At 67.7% G+C, this 22992-nt stretch carries 19 protein-coding genes and 4 tRNA genes; 12 read left to right on the forward strand and 11 right to left on the reverse strand.

What is annotated here, in order from left to right; genetic code table 11:
* Positions 1-221: 221 nt before the first annotated feature.
* The 4 genes from ACFWUP_RS08360 to ACFWUP_RS08375 all read left to right on the forward strand — a co-directional run bounded on the left by ACFWUP_RS08360 (position 222) and on the right by ACFWUP_RS08375 (position 4654).
* Positions 222-695: an RrF2 family transcriptional regulator gene (locus ACFWUP_RS08360; protein WP_379232079.1), complete on the forward strand. Its 474-nt coding sequence runs from the start codon at positions 222-224 to the stop codon at positions 693-695.
* Positions 692-1930, forward strand: a complete 1239-nt coding sequence (locus ACFWUP_RS08365) for a globin domain-containing protein (protein ID WP_379232081.1) — start codon at positions 692-694, stop codon at positions 1928-1930. Before ACFWUP_RS08360 ends, ACFWUP_RS08365 begins: the two co-directional genes overlap by 4 nt.
* A gap of 38 nt (positions 1931-1968) precedes the next feature.
* Positions 1969-2664, forward strand: a complete 696-nt coding sequence (hemQ, locus tag ACFWUP_RS08370) for a hydrogen peroxide-dependent heme synthase (RefSeq protein ID WP_379232083.1) — start codon at positions 1969-1971, stop codon at positions 2662-2664.
* Between the two features lie 127 nt (positions 2665-2791).
* The gene (locus tag ACFWUP_RS08375; RefSeq protein ID WP_379232085.1) at positions 2792-4654 is read left to right on the forward strand and encodes a glycosyl transferase; all 1863 of its coding nucleotides are present in this window, start codon (positions 2792-2794) and stop codon (positions 4652-4654) included.
* Between the two features lie 4 nt (positions 4655-4658).
* Here ACFWUP_RS08375 and msrB read toward each other — a convergent pair whose 3' ends face one another.
* The 4 genes from msrB to ACFWUP_RS08395 all read right to left on the reverse strand — a co-directional run bounded on the left by msrB (position 4659) and on the right by ACFWUP_RS08395 (position 8912).
* Positions 4659-5087, reverse strand: a complete 429-nt coding sequence (gene msrB, locus ACFWUP_RS08380; RefSeq protein WP_379232087.1) for a peptide-methionine (R)-S-oxide reductase MsrB — start codon at positions 5085-5087, stop codon at positions 4659-4661.
* Between the two features lie 60 nt (positions 5088-5147).
* Complete coding sequence (locus ACFWUP_RS08385; protein ID WP_379232089.1) at positions 5148-6479, reverse strand: glycosyltransferase family 87 protein; 1332 nt, start codon at positions 6477-6479, stop codon at positions 5148-5150.
* Positions 6480-6564: 85 nt separating this feature from the next.
* Positions 6565-8118, reverse strand: coding sequence for an alpha/beta hydrolase (locus tag ACFWUP_RS08390; RefSeq protein ID WP_379232090.1), 1554 nt, complete (start codon positions 8116-8118; stop codon positions 6565-6567).
* Positions 8119-8150: 32 nt separating this feature from the next.
* Positions 8151-8912, reverse strand: coding sequence for a pyrimidine reductase family protein (locus tag ACFWUP_RS08395; protein ID WP_379232092.1), 762 nt, complete (start codon positions 8910-8912; stop codon positions 8151-8153).
* A gap of 35 nt (positions 8913-8947) precedes the next feature.
* On the opposite strand from ACFWUP_RS08395, the gene zapE reads away from it, so the two are divergent.
* Positions 8948-9967 carry a cell division protein ZapE gene (gene zapE / locus ACFWUP_RS08400; RefSeq protein WP_379232094.1) on the forward strand — a complete coding sequence of 340 codons (1020 nt, stop codon included), beginning with the start codon at positions 8948-8950 and terminating at the stop codon, positions 9965-9967.
* A 39-nt stretch (positions 9968-10006) separates the two neighbouring features.
* Here zapE and ACFWUP_RS08405 read toward each other — a convergent pair whose 3' ends face one another.
* Positions 10007-10546, reverse strand: a complete 540-nt coding sequence (locus ACFWUP_RS08405) for a GNAT family N-acetyltransferase (RefSeq protein ID WP_379232096.1) — start codon at positions 10544-10546, stop codon at positions 10007-10009.
* 130 nt (positions 10547-10676) lie between these two features.
* On the opposite strand from ACFWUP_RS08405, the gene ACFWUP_RS08410 reads away from it, so the two are divergent.
* Together ACFWUP_RS08410 and ACFWUP_RS08415 are read left to right on the forward strand one after the other, a co-directional pair.
* Complete coding sequence (locus ACFWUP_RS08410) at positions 10677-12188, forward strand: flavin-containing monooxygenase (RefSeq protein WP_379232098.1); 1512 nt, start codon at positions 10677-10679, stop codon at positions 12186-12188.
* 64 nt (positions 12189-12252) lie between these two features.
* Positions 12253-13197 carry a LysR family transcriptional regulator gene (locus tag ACFWUP_RS08415; protein ID WP_379232100.1) on the forward strand — a complete coding sequence of 315 codons (945 nt, stop codon included), beginning with the start codon at positions 12253-12255 and terminating at the stop codon, positions 13195-13197.
* A gap of 153 nt (positions 13198-13350) precedes the next feature.
* On the opposite strand, the gene ACFWUP_RS08420 is transcribed toward ACFWUP_RS08415, so the two are convergent.
* Complete coding sequence (locus ACFWUP_RS08420) at positions 13351-15447, reverse strand: hypothetical protein (RefSeq protein ID WP_379232102.1); 2097 nt, start codon at positions 15445-15447, stop codon at positions 13351-13353.
* 376 nt (positions 15448-15823) lie between these two features.
* Here ACFWUP_RS08420 and ACFWUP_RS08425 point away from each other — a divergent pair, with 376 nt between their 5' ends.
* Positions 15824-16777, forward strand: a complete 954-nt coding sequence (locus ACFWUP_RS08425; protein WP_379232104.1) for a hypothetical protein — start codon at positions 15824-15826, stop codon at positions 16775-16777.
* Here ACFWUP_RS08425 and ACFWUP_RS08430 read toward each other — a convergent pair.
* The 5 genes from ACFWUP_RS08430 to ACFWUP_RS08450 form a co-directional block, all read right to left on the reverse strand.
* Positions 16743-17930: a hypothetical protein gene (locus ACFWUP_RS08430; RefSeq protein WP_379232106.1), complete on the reverse strand. Its 1188-nt coding sequence runs from the start codon at positions 17928-17930 to the stop codon at positions 16743-16745. The two genes, ACFWUP_RS08425 and ACFWUP_RS08430, sit on opposite strands and share 35 nt — an antisense overlap.
* A 52-nt stretch (positions 17931-17982) precedes the next feature.
* A complete protein-coding gene (gene mraY, locus ACFWUP_RS08435) occupies positions 17983-19056 on the reverse strand; it encodes a phospho-N-acetylmuramoyl-pentapeptide-transferase (RefSeq protein ID WP_379232108.1) in 1074 nt (357 codons plus the stop codon).
* Between the two features lie 178 nt (positions 19057-19234).
* Positions 19235-19309: transfer RNA gene (locus ACFWUP_RS08440), tRNA-Val, on the reverse strand.
* A 1-nt stretch (position 19310) separates the two neighbouring features.
* Positions 19311-19381 (reverse strand) — tRNA-Cys (locus ACFWUP_RS08445).
* Between the two features lie 40 nt (positions 19382-19421).
* Positions 19422-19493: transfer RNA gene (locus tag ACFWUP_RS08450), tRNA-Gly, on the reverse strand.
* Positions 19494-19836: 343 nt separating this feature from the next.
* Here ACFWUP_RS08450 and ACFWUP_RS08455 point away from each other — a divergent pair.
* The 4 genes from ACFWUP_RS08455 (at position 19837) to ACFWUP_RS08470 (ending at position 22934) form a co-directional block, all read left to right on the forward strand.
* A complete protein-coding gene (locus ACFWUP_RS08455) occupies positions 19837-21387 on the forward strand; it encodes an ArnT family glycosyltransferase (protein ID WP_379232110.1) in 1551 nt (516 codons plus the stop codon).
* A gap of 115 nt (positions 21388-21502) precedes the next feature.
* Positions 21503-21574, forward strand: a tRNA-Val gene (locus ACFWUP_RS08460).
* Between the two features lie 135 nt (positions 21575-21709).
* Positions 21710-22375 (forward strand): Fic family protein, encoded by a 666-nt coding sequence (locus ACFWUP_RS08465; protein ID WP_379232112.1) that lies wholly within the window; start codon positions 21710-21712, stop codon positions 22373-22375.
* Positions 22376-22532: 157 nt separating this feature from the next.
* Positions 22533-22934 carry a hypothetical protein gene (locus ACFWUP_RS08470; RefSeq protein WP_379232114.1) on the forward strand — a complete coding sequence of 134 codons (402 nt, stop codon included), beginning with the start codon at positions 22533-22535 and terminating at the stop codon, positions 22932-22934.
* The last annotated feature ends 58 nt before the right edge of the window (positions 22935-22992 follow it).

The following is a 22992-nucleotide window of genomic DNA, read 5'->3' on the forward strand; positions in this document are numbered from 1 at the left end:
CTCGACCCCGATCTCGGGCCCGTCGAACTTCATCGAGGTGAGGTGTCGACGGTGACCTCGGTGTTCGGGAGTGATGAGGCGTCGCCTTGGCGGGCGAGTAGGCGATAGCGGAATAGTTGCCGTATTTGAAGTATGTGGCCTGAATTACGTCGGTGTGGGCGTAATAGAGTGCACCATCTATTCATAGCGGATTTCGCATGCGGGTCGCCTAGCGTAGAGATATGCAGCTGGCACCGACCACGGATATCGCCCTGCGGGCCGTCATGCGGCTCGCTGTGGGCGAGACCGAGGACGCCCGGATCACGATCGGGCTGATCGCCCGATCGGTCGGGGCGTCCGAGCGGATCGTCGCCAGGGCGGTCACATTGCTGACCGGATTCGGCCTGGTCGAGGTGCAGCGTGGGCGCTCCGGCGGACTCACGCTCACCCCGGCGGGTCACACGATCCGCATCGGTGAACTGATCCGCCTGCTCGAAGACGACCGCGAAGTCGTGGAGTGCACGGGCGATCGCCCATGTCCCCTCATCGCCGGTTGCCGGCTGCGACGCGCACTGGCCGACGCGACCGCCGCGTTCTACGCGGTACTCGACGAATACACCGTCGAATCAATGGTCGCCGGTCCCTCCGCGCAATTACTGCGTTTGCTGGCGGTTACCCCCGCGCGCACGCCCGAAGAGAACGAGGACACACCATGACGACCTTCGTGCAGTACACCGAACCCGAACTCGACACGGCCGACGCCGACATCATCCGCGCCACCCTGCCGCTGATCGGTGTGCACATCGACTCCATCACCACCGCCTTCTACCGGCGGCTGTTCGACGACCATCCCGAGTTGCTGCGCGACCTGTTCAACCGGGGTAACCAGGCCGCGGGCAGTCAGCCCAAGGCGCTCGCGGCATCGATCGCGGTCTACGCCACCTACCTGATCGACCCCGAACTCCCGCACCCCGCGCAGATGCTGTCGCGGATCGCTCACAAGCACGTCTCGCTCGGCGTCACCGCCGCACAGTACGAGGTGGTGCACGACAATCTGTTCGCGGCGATCGTCGAGGTCCTCGGCGTCGATGTGGTGACCGCGCCGGTCGCGCAGGCCTGGGACCGGGTGTTCTGGATGATGGCGGGAACGCTGATCGCCGAGGAGGACCGGCTCTACGCCGACGCCGGTGTGGCGCCGGGAGATGTGTTCAGGGACGTGATGGTCGTTGCGCGCCAAGACGATACGTTCGGCGTCGCCGTCTTCGCGGTCGAGTCCATGGATGCGGCGAAGCCGCTGCCGAGTTTCGTTCCCGGACAGTACGTTTCGGTAGGGGTGCAGCTCGACGACGGTGCCAGGCAGTTGCGGCAGTACAGCCTGGTCGGTGCGCCTGCCGAGGGCAGGCTGGCTTTCGCGGTGAAGCGGGTCGACGCGGCGAACGGTTGTCCGGCCGGTGAGGTCTCCGGGTACCTGCACGAGTACTTCGACGTCGGTGACCAGCTCCAGATCACCGTTCCCTTCGGTGATCTCACTGTCGAACCGTCGGCGACAACACCGTTGATCTTGATCTCGGCGGGTATCGGAACCACGCCGATGATCGGGGTGCTCGAGCACCTGGTCGCCCACAATCCGAACCGGCCGGTACAGGTTCTGCATGCCGACCGCACACCGGAGAGTCATCCGTTGCGGGACCGTCAGCGGGTGCTGGTGTCCCGGTTGTCGGCGGGCACCAAGTCGCTGTGGTACACCGGCGGCGGTGACGGTGCGCGGACCGGCCGGATGGATCTGTCCGACGTGAAGTTACTTCCCGGTGCCGACGTATATGTCTGTGGCGCACCGGATTTCCTCGAATCGGTGCGCGCCCAGCTGGTCGCCGCCGGTGTGCGTCCGGAGCGGGTGCACCTCGAACAGTTCACCCCCACCGACTGGCGCCTGCCGAGCTGCCCGGCCTGATCGGCGGCCGGCACCCCACAGATGGGAGGATGTGAACCATGGCGAAACTCGACTATCAGGCGCTCAACTCCACCATTCGCTACCTGATGTTCTCGGTGTTCCAGGTGCAGCCGGGGCTGCTCGGCGAGGACCGCACGGCGGCGATCAAGGAAGCGCAGGCCTTTTTCGACGGGCTCGCCGACAAGGGTGTGGTGTTGCGCGGGATCTACGACGTGGCGGGGCTGCGGGCCGACGCGGACTTCATGCTGTGGACCCATGCCGAGCGGGTCGAGGATTTGCAGGCCGCGTACGCCGATTTCCGCCGGACCACCGAACTGGGCAAAGCCAGCCTCCCGGTATGGAGCAACGTCGCGGTGCACCGTCCCGCGGAGTTCAACAAGAGCCACATTCCCGCGTTCCTGGCGGGGGAGGACCCGGGCAACTACATCTGCGTCTACCCGTTCGTGCGCTCCTACGAGTGGTACCTGCTGCCCGACGAGGAGCGTCGCAAGATGCTCGCCGACCACGGCAAGGCCGCCCGCGGCTACCCGGACGTGCGCGCCAACACCGTGACCTCGATGGCACTGGGCGACTACGAGTGGCTGCTGGCCTTCGAGGCCCCCGAACTGCACCGGATCGTCGATCTGATGCGTGACCTGCGGGCCACCGAGGCGCGGTTGCACGTGCGCGAAGAGGTGCCGTTCTTCACCGGCCCGCGCGTGGAGATCGAACAGCTGATCACCGCGCTGCCGTAGCGGAGCGAACACCGAAGGCCCACTCAGCTGAGTGGGCCTTTCGCATCGGCCTCGCGTCGCGGCGGATTCCCCACTCGAGTATCGTGAGCGGGCCGATTGTGGCTTTGAGGTTCAGAGAGATGCGCGCGTGGTCAAAGGGTGGGGAACGGACCGGTCCGAACAGGATCGCTCCGCGGTAGGAGTCATCGATCGAGCGGAACCCGAAACTGTCGAGGAGCCACGCACCCGGCTGCGTCGCGCGCGCACCGACCTGATCGTGGCGGGCTGCTATCTGTCGCTGGCGGTTTTCGTCCTCGCCGGGCTGTGGTCGAACACCGGTAGCGGTTACCTGAGCAAGAGCGCGCAGGACCAGACGCTGTACGAGTGGTTCTACGCCATCACCGCGCACAACCTCGTCCACCTGAACAGCCCGCTCAGCACCCAGTTGCAGAACTATCCCGACGGCATCAACATGATGGCCAACACCCTCATGTACGGCTGGGGCATCCCATTCGCCCCGATCACCCTGCTTTTCGGGCCGACCGTCACCTTCGTGTCGGCCCTCACCTTCGGCCTGTTCGGCACGGCATTCGCCTGGTACTGGGTGTTCTCGCGCGAGCTGGTGTCCTCGAAGTTCGCCGCGGCCATCGGCGGTGCGTTCTGCGGTTTCGCGCCCGCGATGATCGCGCACACCAACGGGCACGCGAATTTCGTGTTCCTCATGCTGCTTCCGCTCATCGCCGTGCAGGCCGTCAAAATGGCGCGCAACGCGGAGAACGCCGACGGGACGCACCGGGTATGGCAACCGCGCGCCGCCGCGGTGCTCGGACTGCTGGTGGCGCTGCAGCTCACCCTCGGTGAGGAGCCGCTGCTGATCTTCGCGTTCGGCTTCGGGGCCTTCGCCGTCGCCTACGTGCGCACCCCGCGCGCCATCGCCTGCACGGCGCGCGCGACGGCACCGTCGATACTGCTCGCGGCGCTGATCACCTTGGCGCTCACCGGTTTCGGTCTCTGGTGGCAGTTCGCCGGACCGCAGTCGTACCGATTCGAAGGCATCGGCCGCGTCGGCAACGACATCGTGTCGCTGGTGCAGTTCTCACCGGAATCGGCGGGCAGCATGTTCTCGTTCGGTCCTGACGTGAGTATCAATCCGACCGAGGACAACACCTACTTCGGTTGGCCGCTGCTGCTGTTCATCGCCGTGGCCGTGTTCTTTCTGCGGCGCGAGCGCATTGTGCAGGCCGCCGCGATCGTCGGGGTGGTGTTCACGGCGCTGTCGATGGGCATTGTGCTGTCCTTCGACGGCGTCGTGCGCTTCGGTGAGGGTGAATTCTCGATGATTCCGATGCCGTGGCTGGCCTTCGGGTGGCTGCCGCCATTGAACGGGATCGTCGAATCACGGTTCGCCATGGTGGCCGTTCCCGCCATCGCGATAGTGCTGGCGCTCGGCACCCAGCGGGCGATCGAATCGCTGCGAACCGCCGGTACGACGCGGCGAGCCGTTGCCTGGTTCGGCGCCATGGCCTTCGCGCTGCTGCCCATCGCGCCGACCGTGCTCCCCGTCACCGAACGCCCCGCGACGCCCGCCTTCTTCGCCGAAGGCACTGTGCGCCACTATGTTTCGGACGGCTCGGTGGTGATCGTGCCGCCGCCCACCCCGGGCGACGCCGGCGCCCTGCGGTGGCAGATCGACGCCGACTTCACCTTCCCGCTCGTCGGCGGCTACTTCGTCGGCCCGGTCGGCGCCGAGCAGGTGGCCGGTTACGGCGCCGAACCCCGACCCACCGCGGTTCTGCTCATGCTGGTCCGCGAGACCGGCATCGTCCCGGTGGTCGACCGAGCTCAACGTGAGCGGGCCGTCGCGGACCTGCGCTACTGGGGCGCCGATGTCATGGTGCTGCCGCCGTCGCACAGCGATGACGCACTGCGACGCACCGTGGACGACCTGCTCGGCGTACCGGGCAAGCAGGTCGACGATGTGTGGGTGTGGGACGTGCGCGATCTCGTGTGAGGCGCTATTCGGCCGTCGGCTTCAGCTTGAGCGAGATCGAGTTGATGCAGTAGCGCTGATCCGTGGGCGTCGGGTAGCCCTCGCCCTCGAAGACGTGGCCGAGGTGACTGTGGCAGTTGGCGCACACCACCTCGACTCGGCGCATCCCCATGGTGTCGTCGGGCTTGAGGATCACCGCGTCGGAGTCGGCGGGGTCGAAGAACGACGGCCAGCCGCAGTGGGAGTCGAATTTTTCTGTGCTGCGGAACAATTCGGCGTCGCAGGCGCGACAGGTGTAGACGCCGTCGGTCTTGGTGTCGGTGTATTCGCCGATGAACGGTCGCTCGGTGGCGGCCTCGCGCAGGACGGCGTATTCCTCGGGATCCAGTTTCGCCCGCCATTGCTGCGGCGTCAGCTGGATGCGCGGCGTGGGCAACGAAGTATCGGAACTCATGGCTCCACGCTAATGGTTTCGGCCGGTGCGCGCCGTAAGGGCTACGTCACCGGCCGATAACTACTTGAGCGCGGGCTCGCGTTCCTCGACCGGTGCCACCGGATCCTCGCGATGCGGTGGGGTGGGCGCGGCCGGTGCGGCGGGTGCCGGTTCGTCGGTGCCGTCACGCGAATCGGGGGCGTTCGCGATCCAGGTCGGGTCGATCCCGAACTGCAGCCTGCCCTCGCGACGCGCCGCCAGGTAGCGGTCGCCGAGCACGCAGAACACAACGATGAGCAGCAGCCCCCAGCCGAAGGTCACCCGCAGGTATTCGAGGTTGCGGCCGATGCCCTGCCAGCGATCCGACAGCCACTTGTCGTAGGTCATGAACCCGAAGATCGCCAACCACGCGGGCCAGTTGCGCAGCACGGAATTGCGCAGTACCACGGTCATCAGGAACGGGAACAGCATCATCGAGTAGTACATCTGGCCCAGCGAGGGCAACAGGAACCACGCGGTGAGCAGCACCCCGGAGAACGTAGTGACGAAGAACAGCTCGTCGTGGCGGTAGTAGCGCCACAGCAGCCACAGCGACACCGCCACCACAGCGGCCATCACGACCTTGACCAGCAGGGTCAGCCAGTCCGGCAAGCCGTAGTAGAGCCCGCTGCCGCCGACTGAACTGTTGAAGTAGTCGCGCGTCTCGGACAGATACGGCATCACGTGGGTGAAGAACTTCTCGGGGTCCGCCGACAGCGGCCAGGCGATCGCGGTGAGGGTCAACGGCACCCCGAGCGCGGTGATGAACACCTTCCACTGGCCTCGAACGGCCGCGACCAACAGCAACGGCGCCAGCGTCGGTTTCACCGCGATGCTCAAACCCAGCGCCACGCCTGCCCAGAGGTCTCGACGTGCCAGCAGCAGCGTGATGAACAGCATCTCGGCCGCCAGCAGGCATCCGTTGACGTTGGTGAACACCAATGTGTTGGTCACCGTCTCGGAGCTGAACATCGCCAGCAGCAGCGCGGGCGCGGCGACGGAGCCGATTCCGAACTTGAACAGGCGAAGAATCAGATACCAGGCGAGCACGATCGCGGCCGCGTTGAGCCCGATGAACAGCCAACGCGACAGTTCGTATTCGATGATCGCGACCGGCGCGATCAGCAGCGTTCCGCTCGGATAGTAGAGATAGTGCGGGTCGACCGACGAGAAGTCGGCGGTGTACAGCGGCTTGCCGTTCAGGAACGCGAACGAGGCGTTGTACACCGGCCGGTAGTCGTCGGTGACGAAACCGTTGATCGCCTTGATGAAGACGCGGTTCAGCACCATCATGACCGCGAAGGGCCAGAGCGCGAACTTGATCACCTCGGCGGAGGTGCGAGCGGTACGGGGCTCGAGCTGTCGGAACAACACTGGGGCACGGTACACCGAATCGGGTTGCGATGGTGTCGCCGGACCCGGATGACGCGCCGGAACCGCCTGGTTGCCGCCAGCTGGATCAGGCCGGGCAGGCGCCGCCGTCGCCGGGAAGTTTCGCTTCCGCGAGGTAGTCGACGACGGCCTTCTGCGCGCAACCGGAGTGCGCGACGACCGGGTGTCCCCAGCCCTGCCAGGTCATGGTGGCGTGCTGGGCGCCTGCCGAACCGAGCGCGCCGGTCACCGAGGGCGCGGGTCCGCCGACGATCGGATCGGCGGCCCCGGCGAACACGAGCACCGGCAGTTCGAGTTTCGACGGCAGCGGCGCCGCGGTGGACACCGGCCAGGCCGAGCAGACCATCAGCCCGATGGCGGCGTTGCGCCCGAATACCGGATATTTGCTCGCCCAGGTCTGGGCGAGTTCACGGGCCTTGTCCGCGGTGGGGGGCTGCTGGCTGTCGGTGCACCGGTTGACGAACTCGCCGTCGGAGGTGATCGCGGCGGCCTCGCGCACGATCATGGCCGAGAGTGGTCCGCGATCGCCGCGGTCGGCGGCGGCCAGGATGTCGGCCATGGCGGTGACCCGATTCGCCTGGTCACCGCGGGGGCTGGACAGGAAACCGGTGAGCGCGGTCGACAGGTCGGCCGCCGAGATCTCGCCGAGCTCGCCGCTGGTGGCTTTGGCCATCAGCGCGGTGATCGCCGCGCGCGGATCGGCGCCGAGCGCGCAGTTGGCCGCCTTGCAGCGCTGCGCGAACGCGGTCAGCGCCGCTTCGGCACCGGTGACGCGCGCTTCGGCCATGGTGGTGGCGTCGGCGCCGACCGGTTCGGGGGCGTCGAGGATCAGCCGGGCCAGGTGGTCGCCGTAGCGGCGGGCGTAGCTCAGTGCCACCTTGGCGCCGTTGCCCGCGCCGAGCACGTTGATCTTGTCGACCTGCCACTGCTTGCGCAGCTGTTCGATGTCGTCGGCGGCGTGCGGTGCGTCGAACGTGCCTTCGTAGGGCTGCAGGAAATCGCGGCAGGCGATGGTGGCGTCCTGGCTGAAGCCCGCGACGGCACCGACCTGATCGTCGTTGCCGACGCCGGTCTGGCCGAGGTCGGTCATCACCGCGCGCAACTGCGCGGGAATGCAGTCGATGGGCTGGGAGGCGCCGATGCCGCGCCGATCCACCGCGACGATGGGCTGCGCGGCCAGCAACGCGCTGTTGGGTCCGATCGCGAGCCCTGCCAGCGTCGAGGCCGACGAACGGTCCGAGCCGGAGGTGAGCACCAGCGGGGCCGCGTCGGCGGGCGTCTGCGGCAGCCGAGCACGCAGGGCGCCCGCGCGGAAGGTGCCGAGCACGCTGCCCGCGGTGTCGATCGGGGTCGAGAACTCCGCGCAGTCGAGCACCAGGCCCGCGGGGGCGGCACCGAAGTCGAGCGAACTCAAGGTGGCCTCGGTGCAGTCACGCCAGGCGAGGTCGGATTTGGGCACCTCGGCCTTGGCCAGGTCCTGCGGTTCGGGCGCCTCGGTCTGCGCGCCACCGGCCCCTGGCCGTTCGACGGCGACGACGGGCCGATCCGACGGTCCGGCCCCACAGCCCGCGAGCATGATCGACAGTGTCGCGGCCGTTGCCGCGGCCCGAGTCCAACGCATGCGCTACACACTGCCAGGTTCGGCGCCAGGTTTCATCGACGGGCCCAGCGGGCCAGGACGGTGCCGTCGTCGTCGAGCACCAGTTGCTTGCGTGCCATGGGGGTGTCGAATGTGCTCGCCGACAGCGAGATTCGCCCGCCCGCGCCGCCGACCAGCATCGGGGCGATGGTCAGGCACAGTTCGTCGACCAGTCCGGCCTCGGCCAGCTGCCCGAACAGATGCGGTCCGCCCTCGCACAGCACCCGGTGCAGACCGCGTTCGGCGAACACCTTGATCAGCGCGGCGGGCATGATCGCGGCTGTCCCGGCGATCACCACCACCGCGCCGGCGTCCTCGAGCGCGGTGATCTGGTCGGGTTCGGCCTGGGTCGTGGTGATGATCAGCGGCGGCACCTCGGCATCGGTGAAGATCTTCGCGCTCGGATCGAGCTTCGCGGTGGCGGTGACGACCGCGATCGGCGGCGGGGTGCCCTCGGAGTGGCCGCCGATGCCGTGCTGGTGGTGGGCGATGCGCCGCCGCCGGTCGGGATGCGCGCCGCCGTAGTTCTCCGCGCGCAGGGTGCCCGCACCGATGAGGACCACGTCGGCCAGTTCACGAAGCACCGTGAACACCCGGTGGTCGGCATCGGTGCCCAAGCCCTCGGAAACACCGTCGACCGTGAACGCCCCGTCGATGCTGTTGACGAAGTTCGCCCGCACCCACGGCTCGTCCAGATGCCGCGGATAGGCATAGCACCTGGCCAGTGCGTCGTCGTCGAGGTCTGCGAGCTGGGTCACATTGTGGATACGCTGCATAGGGATCGATGCAACCACGTCCGTACCATTTGTCCATGCAAGAACGCCTTGTCGATCGTCATCCGGAGGTCCCGGCCGACCAACTCGTCGCGCAGATGGTGCCCCCGCCCATGTTCGACGAGGTCAGCTTCGCCTCCTACATCCCCGACCCCAACGAACCCAGCCAAGCCGCTGCGGTCGCCAAGGCCGAGGCTTTCGCAGGTCAGGTGGCGAAAATCCACAAGGCCAACTCGAAGAAGGGCCTCTTCGGCAAGAAGAAGGCGGTCTCGGGCGCGGGCCTGTATCTCGACGGTGGCTTCGGTGTCGGCAAGACCCACCTGCTCGCCTCGATCTTCCACAGCTCCCCGGCGCCCAAGTCGTTCGGCACCTTCGGCGAGGTCACCAACCTGGTCGGTGCGCTGGGCTTCAACAACGCCGTCGAACGGCTCGCGGCCAACAGTGTGCTGTGCATCGACGAGTTCGAACTCGACGATCCGGGCGACACGATGCTGGTCTCGCGCCTGCTCACCGAGCTGTCGGCGCGCGGGGTCTCCATCGTGGCGACCTCGAACACGCTGCCCGGCCAGCTCGGTGAGGGTCGTTTCGCGGCCTCGGACTTCCTGCGCGAGATCAAGAAGCTCGGTTCGATTTTCGATCCGGTGCGCGTCGACGGGCCCGACTACCGCCACCGCGACCTGCCGCCCGCGCCGGAACCCACCTCGAACGAGCTGCTCGTCGAACGCGCCGCGAACACCCCCGGCTCCACGCTCGATGAGTTCGACGTGCTGCTGAAGCACCTGAGCACGCTGCACCCGTCCAAGTTCGGTGCGCTGATCCAGGGCGTGGCGTCGGTGTACATCTCCGACGTGCACACTGTGACCGACCAGGCCGTCGCGCTGCGCGTGGTCGTGCTGGCCGACCGCCTCTACGATGCGAGCATTCCGGTGACGGTCTCGGGCGTGAAGCTCGACGAGATCTTCTCGCAGGAGATGCTCGACGGCGGCTACCGCAAGAAGTACCTGCGCGCGATCTCGCGTCTGCTGGCCCTGTCGCGTTTCGAAGCTGCTGCCGCATAAGCCTTTTCGCAACGGTCCCGGCCAGTCCGGGACCGCTGTCTACAGCGCGCGTTCGAAGACGAAATCGGAATGCAGCTGGTTGCCGACCACGAACGTCTTGGTGCCCACCTGCCGAAAACCGTGCTTGGCGTAGAACTTCTGCGCGCGCTCGTTGGCCTGGTTGACCCCGAGCCACACCGTCTCGGCGCCCGAGTCGCGCGCGGTGTCGATCGACGATTCCATCAGCGCCGCGGCGACCCCGCTGCCGTGATGGCCGGGCAGCACATACATCTTGCTCAGTTCCACCACCTCGCCCGCGCTCACCTGCGCGGCGACGTCCGGATCGCTCGGTCGGCCCGCGATGAGCATGGCGTAGCCGACGATCTCGTCACCCTCCACGGCCTTGAGCACGGTCTTGGCCGGGTCGGAGAGGTATTCGCCGAAGCGTTCGCCCGAGAGCATCTGCTCGAGGAAGATCTCGATGTCGCCCGCGGTGGCCTCGGGCGGGCAGGCGAGCGGGAACGTCGCGGCGGCGACATCGCTGAGCGCCTCGGCATCCCAGAGTCCGGCCCGATCGACGACGACGGAACTGTTGGGCATCCATCCAGTACAGCACGGGTCGCTCGGGCCGTGGCGTACGACAGTGTGCCCGGACCGGGCAGCGCTGAGCGGACTGTGGCCTGTCCAGCGCGGTGGCACCTTACGCGTCTGTCCGAGTAGTCTCCTGCGCATGACGAGCGGTAGCCGCATCGGGATCGTCGGTGCGGGAGTGGCGGGTTTGGCCTGCGCGAAGGTATTGAGTCAGGCGGGGTTCCCGGTCGAAGTCTTCGACCGAGCCCCCGACGTCGGCGGTGTGTGGAGTGCCACCCGCCGGTATCCGGGACTTCGCGCGCAGAACAGCAAGTTCACCTACGCCTTCAGCGATCACCCGATGCCAGAGGACTTCCCCCGCTGGCCCGACGGCCAGCAGATGCAGGCCTACCTGGCCGGATACGTGCAGGAGTTCGGCCTCGGCCCGCACCTGCGCCTCGGCACCGAGGTGGTGGCGGCCGACCCGGTCGACAGCGGCTGGCTGCTCGAGATCCGCGACCAGATGGGCGTGCACCGCACCACCTGCGACCACCTGATCGTCGCCAACGGTGTCTACAGCGATCCGGTCGTGCCCGATCTGCCCGGCGCCGCAGCCTTCCGCGCCGCGGGCGGGCGACTGTGCCACGTCTCGGATTTCCACGACGTCGAGCAGGCGCGTGACCGTTCGGTGGTCGTGGTCGGCTACGGCAAATCCGCCTGCGATGTGGCCGAGGCCGTGAGCCACATCGCCGACGAGACCACCGTGGTGGCGCGCAGACTCACCTGGAAGATGCCGCGCAAACTCGGTTTCGGCGCCGACTACGAGCGCCTGCTGCTGACCCGCGCGGGGGAGGCGCACTTCCCGTCGCGCTTCCCGCACCGCGCCGAACGACTCCTCGACCGTCTCGCGCTGCGCCAGTCGAACATGGACCTGCTGCAGGAGCGCGTGACGCGCAAGCTGCGGCTGCGCGAGCTCGATCTGGTCCCCACCGGCCCGATCGCCGAGATCGGCACCAGCAGCGCGAGCCTGGCCACCGAGGGCTTCGCCGAGCAGGTCGAGGCGGGCCGGATCAGCGTGCACCGTGACACCGAGATCACCGAACTGATCGGTGGCCAGCACGGACCTGCGGTGCGCCTGGCCGACGGCAGCCTGAAACTGGCCGAGATCGTCGTCTGCGCCACCGGCTACCGCCAAGAGGTCCCGTTCCTCACCCCGTTCGTGCGCCGCGCGCTCACCGACGAGGTGGGCGATTTCCGGCTCTACCGCCACATCCTGCCGGTGGAGGTCCCCAACCTGAGCTTCGCCGGCTACAACAGCTCGAACGTGAGCGCGCTGAGCGCCGAGGTGGGCGCGCACTGGATCGCCGGGCTGCTCACCGGCCGGTTCGTCCCGCCGATGGCCGAGCTGATGAACAACGAGATCGACGCGCGCCTGGAATGGTCGCGCGAACGCAGCGACGGCAACCACGCGCACGGTGCCTCGGTGGTGCCGTTCTCGCTGGCCAATATCGACGAGATGCTCGACGACCTCGGCACCCCGCTGCCGTTGATGTCGCGGCTGGCCCAGTGGGTGCGACCCGTTCGGCCCTCGTCCTACCGTGGCGTGCTGCGCAATCGCGCCGCGGTCGCCGCTCCCGTCGCGCCCACCCCGGCGCCCGTAGCGGAGCGATAGCCGACACGCCGGATCGCCGTCGGCAACGCTTGGCGGCGATCGGTGCGTTGGTGATAATCCTCGCGTGGATGCGCTGGATCTGAACCTACTGCTCGCCCTCGACGCGCTGCTCGACACCAACAGCGTGACCGAGGCGGCCCGGCGGCTGCACACCTCGACCTCGGCGATGAGCCGCACCCTCACCCGGTTGCGCGAGGTGCTCGGCGATCCACTGCTCGTGCGCTCCGGCCGCCAGATGGTGCCGACGCCACGGGCCCTCGAACTGCGCCACGATGTGGCGAGCCTGGTCGATCAGGCCCGAACGCTGCTCACCGCCCGCGACGGGCACGGACCAGGCCGGAACCGCGATTTCGTTGTCCGCGTGGGTGATTCGGTGGGAGCGAGCCTGTCCGGTCCGCTGCTGGCCGCGGTGCACGCACAGCTGCCAGGGGTGACGGTGCGGTTGCTGGCCGCCGATGCCGCCGACGGCGCGGTGGCCCTGCGCGACGGCCGGGTCGACGTCGAGGTCGGCATGATCGGCCAGACCGACCCCGAGACGGTGGTCAAACGCCTGTTCGCCGACCGCTGGATCGGCGTCGCCGCCCCCGACCACCCCTTCGCCGCCGACCGCCCCTCGGTCGCCGCCTACGCCTCGGCCCGCCACCTCGAGGTGTCGGCCACCGGTCGCACCCACGGCCCGATCGACGACCGCCTCGCCCTGCACGGCCGCACCCGCCGCGTGGTGGCCACCGTCGCCGACCTCCCCACCGCGCTGCTCACCCTCGCCTCGACCGAATTGGTCTGCCCCGCACCGGAACTGCTGTCACGCGCGGCACGCACCGCACTCGGCCTGGCGATGTTCGAGATCCCGCTGCCACTGCCCGCCCCTGTCGTCGCGATGGCATGGCATCCCCGCAACACCGCCGACGCGGGCCACCGCGCCCTGCGCGACCTCATCGGCACCGTCCTGCACGAACCCCCGAAACCGGAGATGGGTCCAGGCCTGGTCCCGCTCGCAACCCCGGCCTGACCGGCGCACCCTTCGCGGTGCGTAGGTGAGTGGCGTAGGCGCGTGGTGTTTCTCAGCTGCGCACGGCCGGAGCGAATGCGGAGGTACGCCTGATGTGCGCGGTCGCGGAGCGTTCCTCAGCTGCGCACGGCCAGAGCGAATGCGGAGGTACGCCTAACCGAGGTCGGGGGTCGGTGGGCCGAACACGTCGCGACGGCCGGGCGGGAGGCCTGCCGAGCGTTTCAGTTCGTCGAGCATGGCCTGCAGCTTGTCCACGTGGGCGCGTTCGATGTCGAAGGCGCGGTAGGTGCCGGTGACGGTGATGCCGGCCGAGTCGGTGGCGGTGGGCGGAGCCGGGTCGGTGGCAGGGCGTTCGAGGGGATCGGTCGAGGATGCACGTCCGGTGGGCAAGCCGAGGGTCGGTGGATCGAAGTCCACGGCCGGGCGCTCGTGATCGGTGGTCGCCGGGTTCGTGAGCGGCGGCTGGCCGGGCAGCCTGCCGGTGTTCGCCGGTCGATCGGTGCTCGGACGTGGGCTGTCACTCGAGCCGTTGACGTGCGATGAGCCGACTTCGGGCGTCGAATCCGGGACCCGATTCGGCTGGGTGAGTTCGCTGGGCGGGGTGAGCCGCGCGGGCGGGGTGGAGACGGCCGACTCGGGGGTTTCGCCGGTGGTCAGGCGGTCACGGGGAGTGAAGTCCCCGAAGAGGGAATCGTTACGGTGCGCGGAGTCGGTGGTGAAGCCGTTGCGGGCGTGGCCATTTCGATCCGGTGTTGTCGATGAGGGCGCGGGGTCTTCCGAGAACGACCAGTGGATGCCGTTGGCGGTGTTGCCCGCGGGCTGCGCATCCGCCGCGCTGTCGGATCGAGTGACGTCGGGAGTGTGCGGCCCGAATCCGTTGATCGGCTTGCCATTCGGAGCCGTCGAGGGCCGACCACCTGTCGTGAACCCCGAAGACAGATGGTCGTTCTCGGGCCGGGTGGGGTTTGCCGCGACACCGTGCCCCTTGCCGGACAACGCATCCGGCGAAGGAGCGTCGAGCCGGTCACCCGAACTCTCCGACGGCTTCTTGACCGGCCGCGCCCGCTCGACAACGGCATCGGGACCCATGCCCGCCGGCACCGAAGGATTGGCACCGATTCCCGCCGCCACTGAATCGCCGACGTTCGCCTCGGCCCTCGCCGACTGCGCTTCGGCCGGAACCTGCTTCGTCGCGCCGGACCCGTTGACGCCGCTGATCCGCACGTCACCCTCACGCACAACAGTGCGCACATCCGCACTCCCCGGCAGGGTCGAGGCGCCGATCACGCTCGCACTCCCCGGCAGGGTCGCGCCGTCCGCCGTGCTCGAAGTCCCGGGGAGCGTCGCGCTCCCCGCCGTGCTCGAAGTCCTCGGGAGGGTCGCACTGTCCGCCGCGTTCGCGAGCCCCGACTCGGGCTCGCGCAATGCCGCCGCGGCAGGCTTCGTCGCACTCGTCCCGGACGCTTGGTCGTCAGCAGGCGCCGTCAACACCGTTCCGATCACCGCTGGCACCGCCGCACCATTACGCGAGGACGCGATGTCACCGGCCACACCGCTCCCACCGGACCCGTTCGTCGACGTCGCAGTGCCGACAGACACCCGCTCACCGGCACCGTTCGCCGCGGCGCCACTGAGCCGTGCGGGCGCGGGCCGTCGACTCGGTGCCTGTGGTTCGGCATCCGAGTCACCGACATCGGCGAACATATCGGTGTCGAACGCGATCGGCTGCCCGAAGGGCGCCTCGCTCGGCGCGGTACGGGGGATCGGCGTCGCGGCCAACGCGGTGGGGTCGCCGAGGTGGTCGGTGCTCGGCCGGGCGGGGGAGGTGCGGCGCTCTAGCGGGGGACGGGCGCCGTCGGCATCGCGGTTCTGGTGCGGCGGTAAAGGATCGGCGGCCGATAGCTGGTCGTCGGGTCCGTCGGCGGCGCGTTCGGCCGCCTCCGCTGCCTCACGGACCTCGCGGCGGCTGGGCGTACTGCGCACGGGACGCCCGGAATCGGGCTCACCGTCGCTGTCGAGGGCATCCAACCGGGAACTCAGGCGTGAAATGTCCTGTGACGCACGGAAGGCCCAGGATTCGAGCCGCCTGATCCGGATGTGGTCGGGCACGTCTTCGTCGGCCGGGAAGGTCGGTACGTCGAGCTGGACCCGCGCGGCGACGATATCGAGCTTGTCGCTGACTTCGCGCAGCGCCGTGGCGATACTCGCCAGCATCGACCCGATGGATTCGTCGTGCTCAGCGTGGTTCATGCACACCCTACTTCCCGTGGTCGCCCGAGCGTGCCCGCCTCGGCCGCAGCGATCATATCCACCGGGGCAAGAGGAGGTGGTGTCGCGACCGGTTCCGCGACGCGCCGAACTGATTCGCAATCAGGATGAAACGGACATGCAACAGGCCGGGTCTGTGTATCGAAATGATCAAGATATAGGCCGCATTGTGCGACGTTGGCACAATGAAATGGCTTGATATACAAGCAGAGTCGCGTTTGTGATCTCGCTCACCAGCCGGTGACGCACCCGAACGCGGGTCAAGGGGGCTGGCGCCTTGTCGGTGCCTGCGGGAACCTGGTGTCGCCAGGACGTGCGCGTGAGCCTACGACGGGTCCCGAGGTGAGGGAGTGATGGTGTGAGGACGAAGCGGCTGAGCGAGACCCAGGTGGTGTGTGGGCGTCGAGCGTTGCTCGACGAACTGGGTATTTCCGAGGGCAGCCGTCGCGCCGTCACCGAACGTTCCGGCTACGGCTGTGGCTGCCCCGAATGCAGTGCGACGCAATGGAACACCCAGCGTCTGGAACACTGGATCTGCGGCAGGCTCACGGCGGCGGGCGCCGACGAGGCCGAGGTCGACGCGCGCATCGACGACATCCCCGTCGACATCTACTGGCGCCGAGGCGACCGGCGCTGCGTGGTCGAGGTGCGCAGTGGCCCCCTCGACATCACCGCGGCCCGCGCCCACCGGAAACGCTTGCAGGCGGCCGGAATCGACGATGTGCTGTGGGTGTGCCCGCGGGGTTTCTGGGTGCCGCTGGTCCCCGCGGTCGGCATCGCCGATTTCGAGCCCGCCGGCGCCGACTACCGCATCGACCAGGGCATGCTCGCCGCGGGCGAGACCGGTTTTGCCGCCCCGACGCGCGGCAGCACTGAATTGCGCGATTTTCTCGAAGGCTGGGTATCCGGCGAAACCCATTGGGGGCACGCGGATCTCACGACAGGAGGGTGGGCCGACGTGGGCACCTGGGAACGGCACACCGCGGCGCAGGCCGCCATGATCGAACGTCAGCGCACCGAGCTGCGCGATCAGCGCGTGGAGCTGGCGGTCTCGCGCCAGACCGTGCGCGACAAGCAGCGCCTGGTCGGGCGCCTGCACAACCGGATCGAGCGGGCCGGGGTGAACGCCGACGCCGAGGCCATCACCATGGCCGGGCTGCGCAGCGAACTCGTCGCCCAGCAGCGCGTCGCGGCGAGCCTGCGCGCGAGCATCGGCCGGATGGATCGCACCCTGAATCAGTACCAGTGGCTCACCTGCTGCGCGATGCTGTTGGTCCTCACGGTGATGGCGGGCGCGATGGTGATGCGCTGAGCCGCATCGGCATCCGGTCCCACTGCCAGTCGTTGCGCAGGACGAGACCGGCCAGGTCGAGCAGATCCATGCCGGTCTCGGTGGTCGTCGCGGCCAGCGCGGGCCGATCGTAGGCGCCCTGCGTGAGGTCGGTGGCGAGCCGTTCCTCGATCGAGCTGTCGACCGACCGCGCCACGAGCTGGGCCGGGCCGAGCGCACTGCCGGTCCACGCGAGCCAGCCCCAGCCGTGCTCGTGCGCGTAGACGCGGCCGAGTTCGGTCTGGATTCGATTGTGGTGAAAGGCGATCCGGCCCAGCGGGACCACGTCGACGAGCACTGTGCGCCCATCGGTGAGCTGTGCGGCGACGGCCGGATAGTGCACCTGGTCCTCGCCGTCGAACCGGTAGGTCAGCGCGGTCGGTTCCTCCTGGAACGCCGCCACCGCCGGGTCGGCGTCGAGGGTCCGCAGCAGCCGGGCCACCATGGCCGAGTCGTAGGCGACATCGCGGCCGACCTTCGCCAAGTAGAACCGTCCGCGTCCGTCGTCGTCACCGTCGGCCACCCGCGCCGATTCGGTGGGCAGCGGTGCGGCGGACCCGGTCGACCACTCGACGTCGTCTAGCACCAGCTCGTCGGCGCCGTCCGCTGGCACGTGCAGCTTGGCCAGAATGCTGGCAGTCTTCTTCTGCCACCCCAGGATTCGCTGCATCACATAGCCCGCGACCCGCTTGGCGTCGCCCGGTTCGTGGCCGGCCAGCCGCAGCTTCAGATACGACCACTCCATGGCCACCAGGTCGGTGTCGGTCGCGTAGGTCTCGGCCAGCAGCATGCGCACCAGGCGCAGATCACCCGTGTCGACCGGATAGCGGTGCGCGAACACCTGCGTCGCCCGGTGTCCCGACCGCCCGGCTTCGCGCACGATCCGCCCGATCGCCTTCGTGTAGAGCTGACGAACCCGGTCGCGGGCAAGGTCGTAGCGGGCGCCGATGCGGGTGAGGGTTTCCGGCCGCACGCCGCCGATCCCGAGCCGCAACGCGACGATTCGCGCATCACGAGCCGCGCGTTCGGCATGGTCGGTGAGCAGCTCGCCGACCAGCTCATCGAGTTCCTCGAGCTCGAACGAGACGTCGGCGGCGATATCGTGACCGGTTGGCATGACGATCTCGGCACTCACAGCGGCGACCTCCCTCGCTCGATCGAGTCAGCGTAGCCGCAGGCTCCGACAACTAGAGCGAGGTCATGTACTCGCCGTAGAACAGGCACAACCCGGTCGCCGCCGCGATCCCCGCCAGCACCCAGAACCGGATGATCACCGCGGTCTCGGGCCAGTTGTTGAGTTCGAAGTGATGATGGAACGGCGCCATCCGGAACAGCCGGGTATGCGTCGTGCGGAACACCACGATCTGCAGCACCACCGACATTATCTCGGCGACGAACAGCGCCCCGATCACCACCGCGAGCAGTTCGGTGCGGCTGGTGATCGACAGCCCGGCCAGCAGTCCGCCCAGTCCGAGCGAACCGGTGTCGCCCATGAAGATCTTGGCGGGTGCCGCGTTCCACCACAGGAATCCGATGCACGCCGCCGCGCCCGCGGCACTGACCATCGCCAGATCGAGCGGGTCACGCACCGTGTAGCAGGCGCGTCCCGGGCTGATCTCGCACGAATTCTCGTACTGCCACAGTGTGATCACCACGTACGCGCCGAGCACCAGACTCATCGATCCGGCCGCGAGCCCGTCGAGTCCGTCGGTGATGTTCACCGCGTTCGACCACGCCACCACCAGCAGCACGATGAAGGCGATGAAGAACAGCGACGCGAAGGTGATGGTGCTGATGTCGCGGACGTAGGACAGATTGCGTCCGGCGGGCGTGAGCCCCGTGGCGCCGGGGAAGCGCAGCGCCAGCACGGCGAACACCACCGCGGCCCCGATCTGCCCGATGTACTTGCCCGCCGCGGTCAATCCGAGATTGCGGTGCTTGCGCAGTTTGATCGAGTCGTCGAGGAACCCCACCATGCCGAGCGCCGACGCCAGCAGCAGCACCAGCACACCCGACGCGCTCGGCCCCGGCGCGTCCCACAGCAGCCCGATCAGATGCGACCCCAGATATCCGGCCCACACCCCGGCCCCGATCGCCAACCCACCCATCGTCGGCGTTCCACGCTTGGCCTGATGGCTGGCGGGCCCGTCGATCCGGATCTCCTGCCCGAACCCGCGCCGCGCGAAAACCCGGATCAACACCGGTGTGAGTGTGATGGTGACGACCAGGGCGATCCCCGCCGACAACAGGATCTGCCTCACTCGATTGCCCCTTCATACCGCCGGCCTCGCACCGGACCGCCCGGCGATGCCGAGTGCCGATACTAGGGGAGCCCACCCGAGAACCGCGATCAGAGTGACCTGGGTTACAGACTCCGCCCACATGACGGGTAACGCAAACAAGTCAGGCCCCCTCGAAAGGGGGCCTGACTCGGTACGGTGGTGCGCGATACTGGGATTGAACCAGTGACCTCTTCCGTGTCAGGGAAGCGCTCTCCCGCTGAGCTAATCGCGCGAGGTGGAGACGGGAATCGAACCCGTGTGCACGGCTTTGCAGGCCGTTGCCTCACCACTCGGCCACTCCACCGTACAAAGGAGGATGGGGCTAGTGCCTTACCTACCTCTCGAGCGGATGACGAGATTCGAACTCGCGACCCTCACCTTGGCAAGGTGATGCGCTACCACTGCGCCACATCCGCATTTACTTCACACTTAGGGGAGCGGCTCGGCCTCTCGGCTTTGCTGCTCTCTGCGGTGCGAAGAGAACATTAGCCGACGTTCGCCGCAGACTACAAATCGCCTGGTAAACGGCCCTAAATGTGAATCACACGCATGTCGTCCACTGGGTGCTGAGCCAACTCCCTATGGCCGCTGTCCGCCGCATCGTGCACCGTGAGTAGGGGCATTGAACGAGGTTGGGACGTTCGGTTCCGGTCGTTTTCCCGTTGGGCAAAGTGAAACAGTGTTATTTAATATGTTGGATCGGTCGACGCCCCGCCATCCTTCATTGGGCCCCGGCCATGCACGACGGCGGAGAAGTTCTTGACCCCCACCTACGCAACCACCCCCGAGGCGACGCACACGCGAGAGCCTTTCGCCTGGCGAGGTGTCCTGCTCGTGTCCGGTCTGGCGGCGCTCATCCTGTCGGTCTCGGCGGTGCGGCTGCATATCGCCGGCGACGAGCTGTACTACCTCGCGTGCGGTCGCCGACTGGCGGTCAGCTTTGTCGACAACGGACCGGTGGTACCGCTGATCGCACGACTGGGCGAGCTGATCGCGCCCGGCTCGATAATCCCCCTGCGAATCCCCGGATTGCTCCTGCTGATCGCGGTGTCGATCCTCGCGGCCGCGGTGGCCTACGAATGCGGTGCCCGCCCGCGCTACCAAATCCTCGCCGCCGCGGCTTTCCCCACATCCCCGCTCGTCTTCGGCTTCACTGTGCTGACCAGCGTCTCCTTCGACGTGGCCTGCCAGGCGCTGATCATCTGGCTGTTGGTTCGATGGGTGCGCACCCGCCAGGACCGCTTGCTCGTCGCGCTCGGGGTGACAGCGGCGATCGATGTGCAGAACAAATGGTTGGTGCTGATGCTGGCGGCTGCCGTCGGCACCGGCATTCTCGTCATCGGCCCCCGGGAAATGCTGCGCCGCCCCGCACTGTGGCTCGGCCTGCTGATTCTCGCCGCCGCCATGATGCCCGCACTGCTGTGGCAGGCGACCCACGATTGGCCGCAGCTGGCGACCAACGAGGCCATCGCCCACGAAACCGCGCAGACCATGGGTGGGCAGTGGGGGACCGTCGGGGCCATCATCATCCTTCCCGGCTTCCTCGGCGGCGGTTTGGCCCTGCTCGGCCTGTACGGCTTGGTCCGCGCACCCCATCTGCGGCAGTACCGGTTCCTGCTGGTCGCGGCCGTGCTGATGGTGATCATGGTGATCGCCGGACACGGCCGCTCCTACTACGTCGCCGGGGCCTTCCCCATGCTCTTCGGATTCGGTGCATCGATGCTCTCCACGCTGTTCGCCGCCGCCGATCCGCGAATCGCGTTGCGGCGCTTGTGCACCGGTGCGGTCGTGTGCTCTGCGGCGCTGCTGGCCTTCTTCGCGTCCCTGCCCTACCCGAGCAGCTGGATCGCCGATCCGAACAGCCCCTGGCTGCCCCTGCAGCATTACGGCAACGACACCTGGCACACACTCGCCGACGCCGTACACCAGGTGGCAATCACCCTCCCGCCCGCCGACCAAGCCGACGCGGTGGTCGTCGCCGCCGCCTACAACCAAGCAGGCGCCCTCGACCACTACGGCCGCTCCGCCTGGATCCCCCCGGTCTACAGCCCCCACCGCGGCTTCGCCGCCTTCGGCACCCCACCGGACTCAGCCGACACCATCGTCTACGTCGGCTTCAACCACGGCTCCGAACAGCGCGACTTCCTGTCAGGCTTCGCCGAAACCACCCTGGCCCGTCAACTCACCGACCCCCTCGGCCTCAGCGGCCAGAACTTCGACATCAACATCTGGATCTGCCGCAACCCCCTGACCCCCATGTCCACAACATGGCCGACCCTGAAATACCACGTAGCCCCACCAACCCCGTGAACCGACACCAAGTCCCCGAACCCCCCGTTCACAAGGCGATTTGGTGTCATCCCGGTCCCTCGTGCTAATGTTCCATCTCGTTCGAGCGGCCCACAACCCGCCCGACACACAGTTCGGTCCCATAGCTCAGCGGGAGAGCGTCCGCCTCACACGCGGAAGGTCGCTGGTTCGAAACCAGCTGGGACCACAGTAAAATGGCAGGACAGAGCCCTTGCGGTGATGGCCTGCCATTTTCGTTGAGTCCTATGAGGTCGATGCCAGGTTCTGAGGTACTCGGCTCGACCGTCTCGGTTCGAACGCTGCTCACGTAAAGGAATGCATCGTGACCCGCATCGACGTCGTCGACCTCGCCGGAGTCGTGTACTCCTCGGGCAAGGTATTCGATGGTCTTGCTACGGGCCGCCTCGACACGGAGAATTTCTTGCGCTCCGGCAGTCTGACGGGTGTCACGTCGCGATCTGACCTCGCGCTACTAGAGGATCTGCGCGACGCGGCGCAGTTCATCATCGACCACCGGGGCGGAACGGTCGACGCGGCCTTCGTCCAATCCGTCAACCAGCAGCTCACCCGCAGCGCCGCGCTGCACCCTGGCCAACTCAGAACAGCCGACCAGCAGATCGGCGTCAAGACGCGATATGGCCGCCATGAGCCGACCGCCATGACCGACCGGGACCTGCAACGCCTTCTCGACCGCACCCTGCGCAGTGACGACGTGATCGAGAACGCGCTGGACGTGTTCGTCGAGCTCTCGAAGGCCCAGCCCTTCGAGGACGGCAACAAGCGCACGGCCATCTTCGTCGCGAACAAGGTGCTGCTCGATGCGGACGTGGACACGCTTCTGGTCGTCCCTGTCGACGAAGACGATCCGAGCCTCGCGAACCGGTTCAACGACTGCCTCGCCTTGGCATATATCCGCGATGAACGCGACGGTGTGAAGGAGCTCCTGCGCTCCCACGGACTCACGGCCCTGGACGACCGACGTAAGTAGTTGCTGCGGTCGACCTGCCATCCTGCACGCATTGCGGATTGACTGAGCCTTTCCGGCCGACGCTCGTCGCTGGGTGGGATTCCCGGTGACCGGGATGTTCTCGGTCAATTGTCCAATTCGTCGGGTGGTGGGGCGCGTGGCAACTACGGTGCCGCGCATGTCTCGTATTCACCGCATGCTCGTGGCGGCTGCTCTGGTCACCACCGACCACGGACACACGCCCGATGGTGGGCATGGTAGCCAGAGTGCTTACGAGACAGCCAGTTTCGTGATCGCGCGGGCAGCGGGGTTCGCGGCGGGAACGGAGAACAACGGGTACACCCTGGCCGACATCACACCGACCGTGCTGGATCTGCTCGACGTTTCGGCTCCCGCGAATCTCGACGGCGAGTCGATGGTGGCCGGCGGTTCGGGTAATCCGTCGGCACCGGTGCCGGTTACGCCCCCGGTCGGCTCCGGGATCACCGGTTCGTCCTCCGGTTCGGCGCAGGCGGCTGTGGTGGCGAATCCGCTGTGCATCCTGGGCAGCGGTTCGGCGAGCGGTTCGGCGGACAGATGATGCGGTGCGGTGCCACGACTCGATCACGAGAGCCGGCTCGGCGCAAACCCAAGAAGTC

It is taken from the genome of Nocardia sp. NPDC058658 (assembly GCF_042716665.1).
Taxonomy (GTDB): Bacteria; Actinomycetota; Actinomycetes; order Mycobacteriales; family Mycobacteriaceae; genus Nocardia.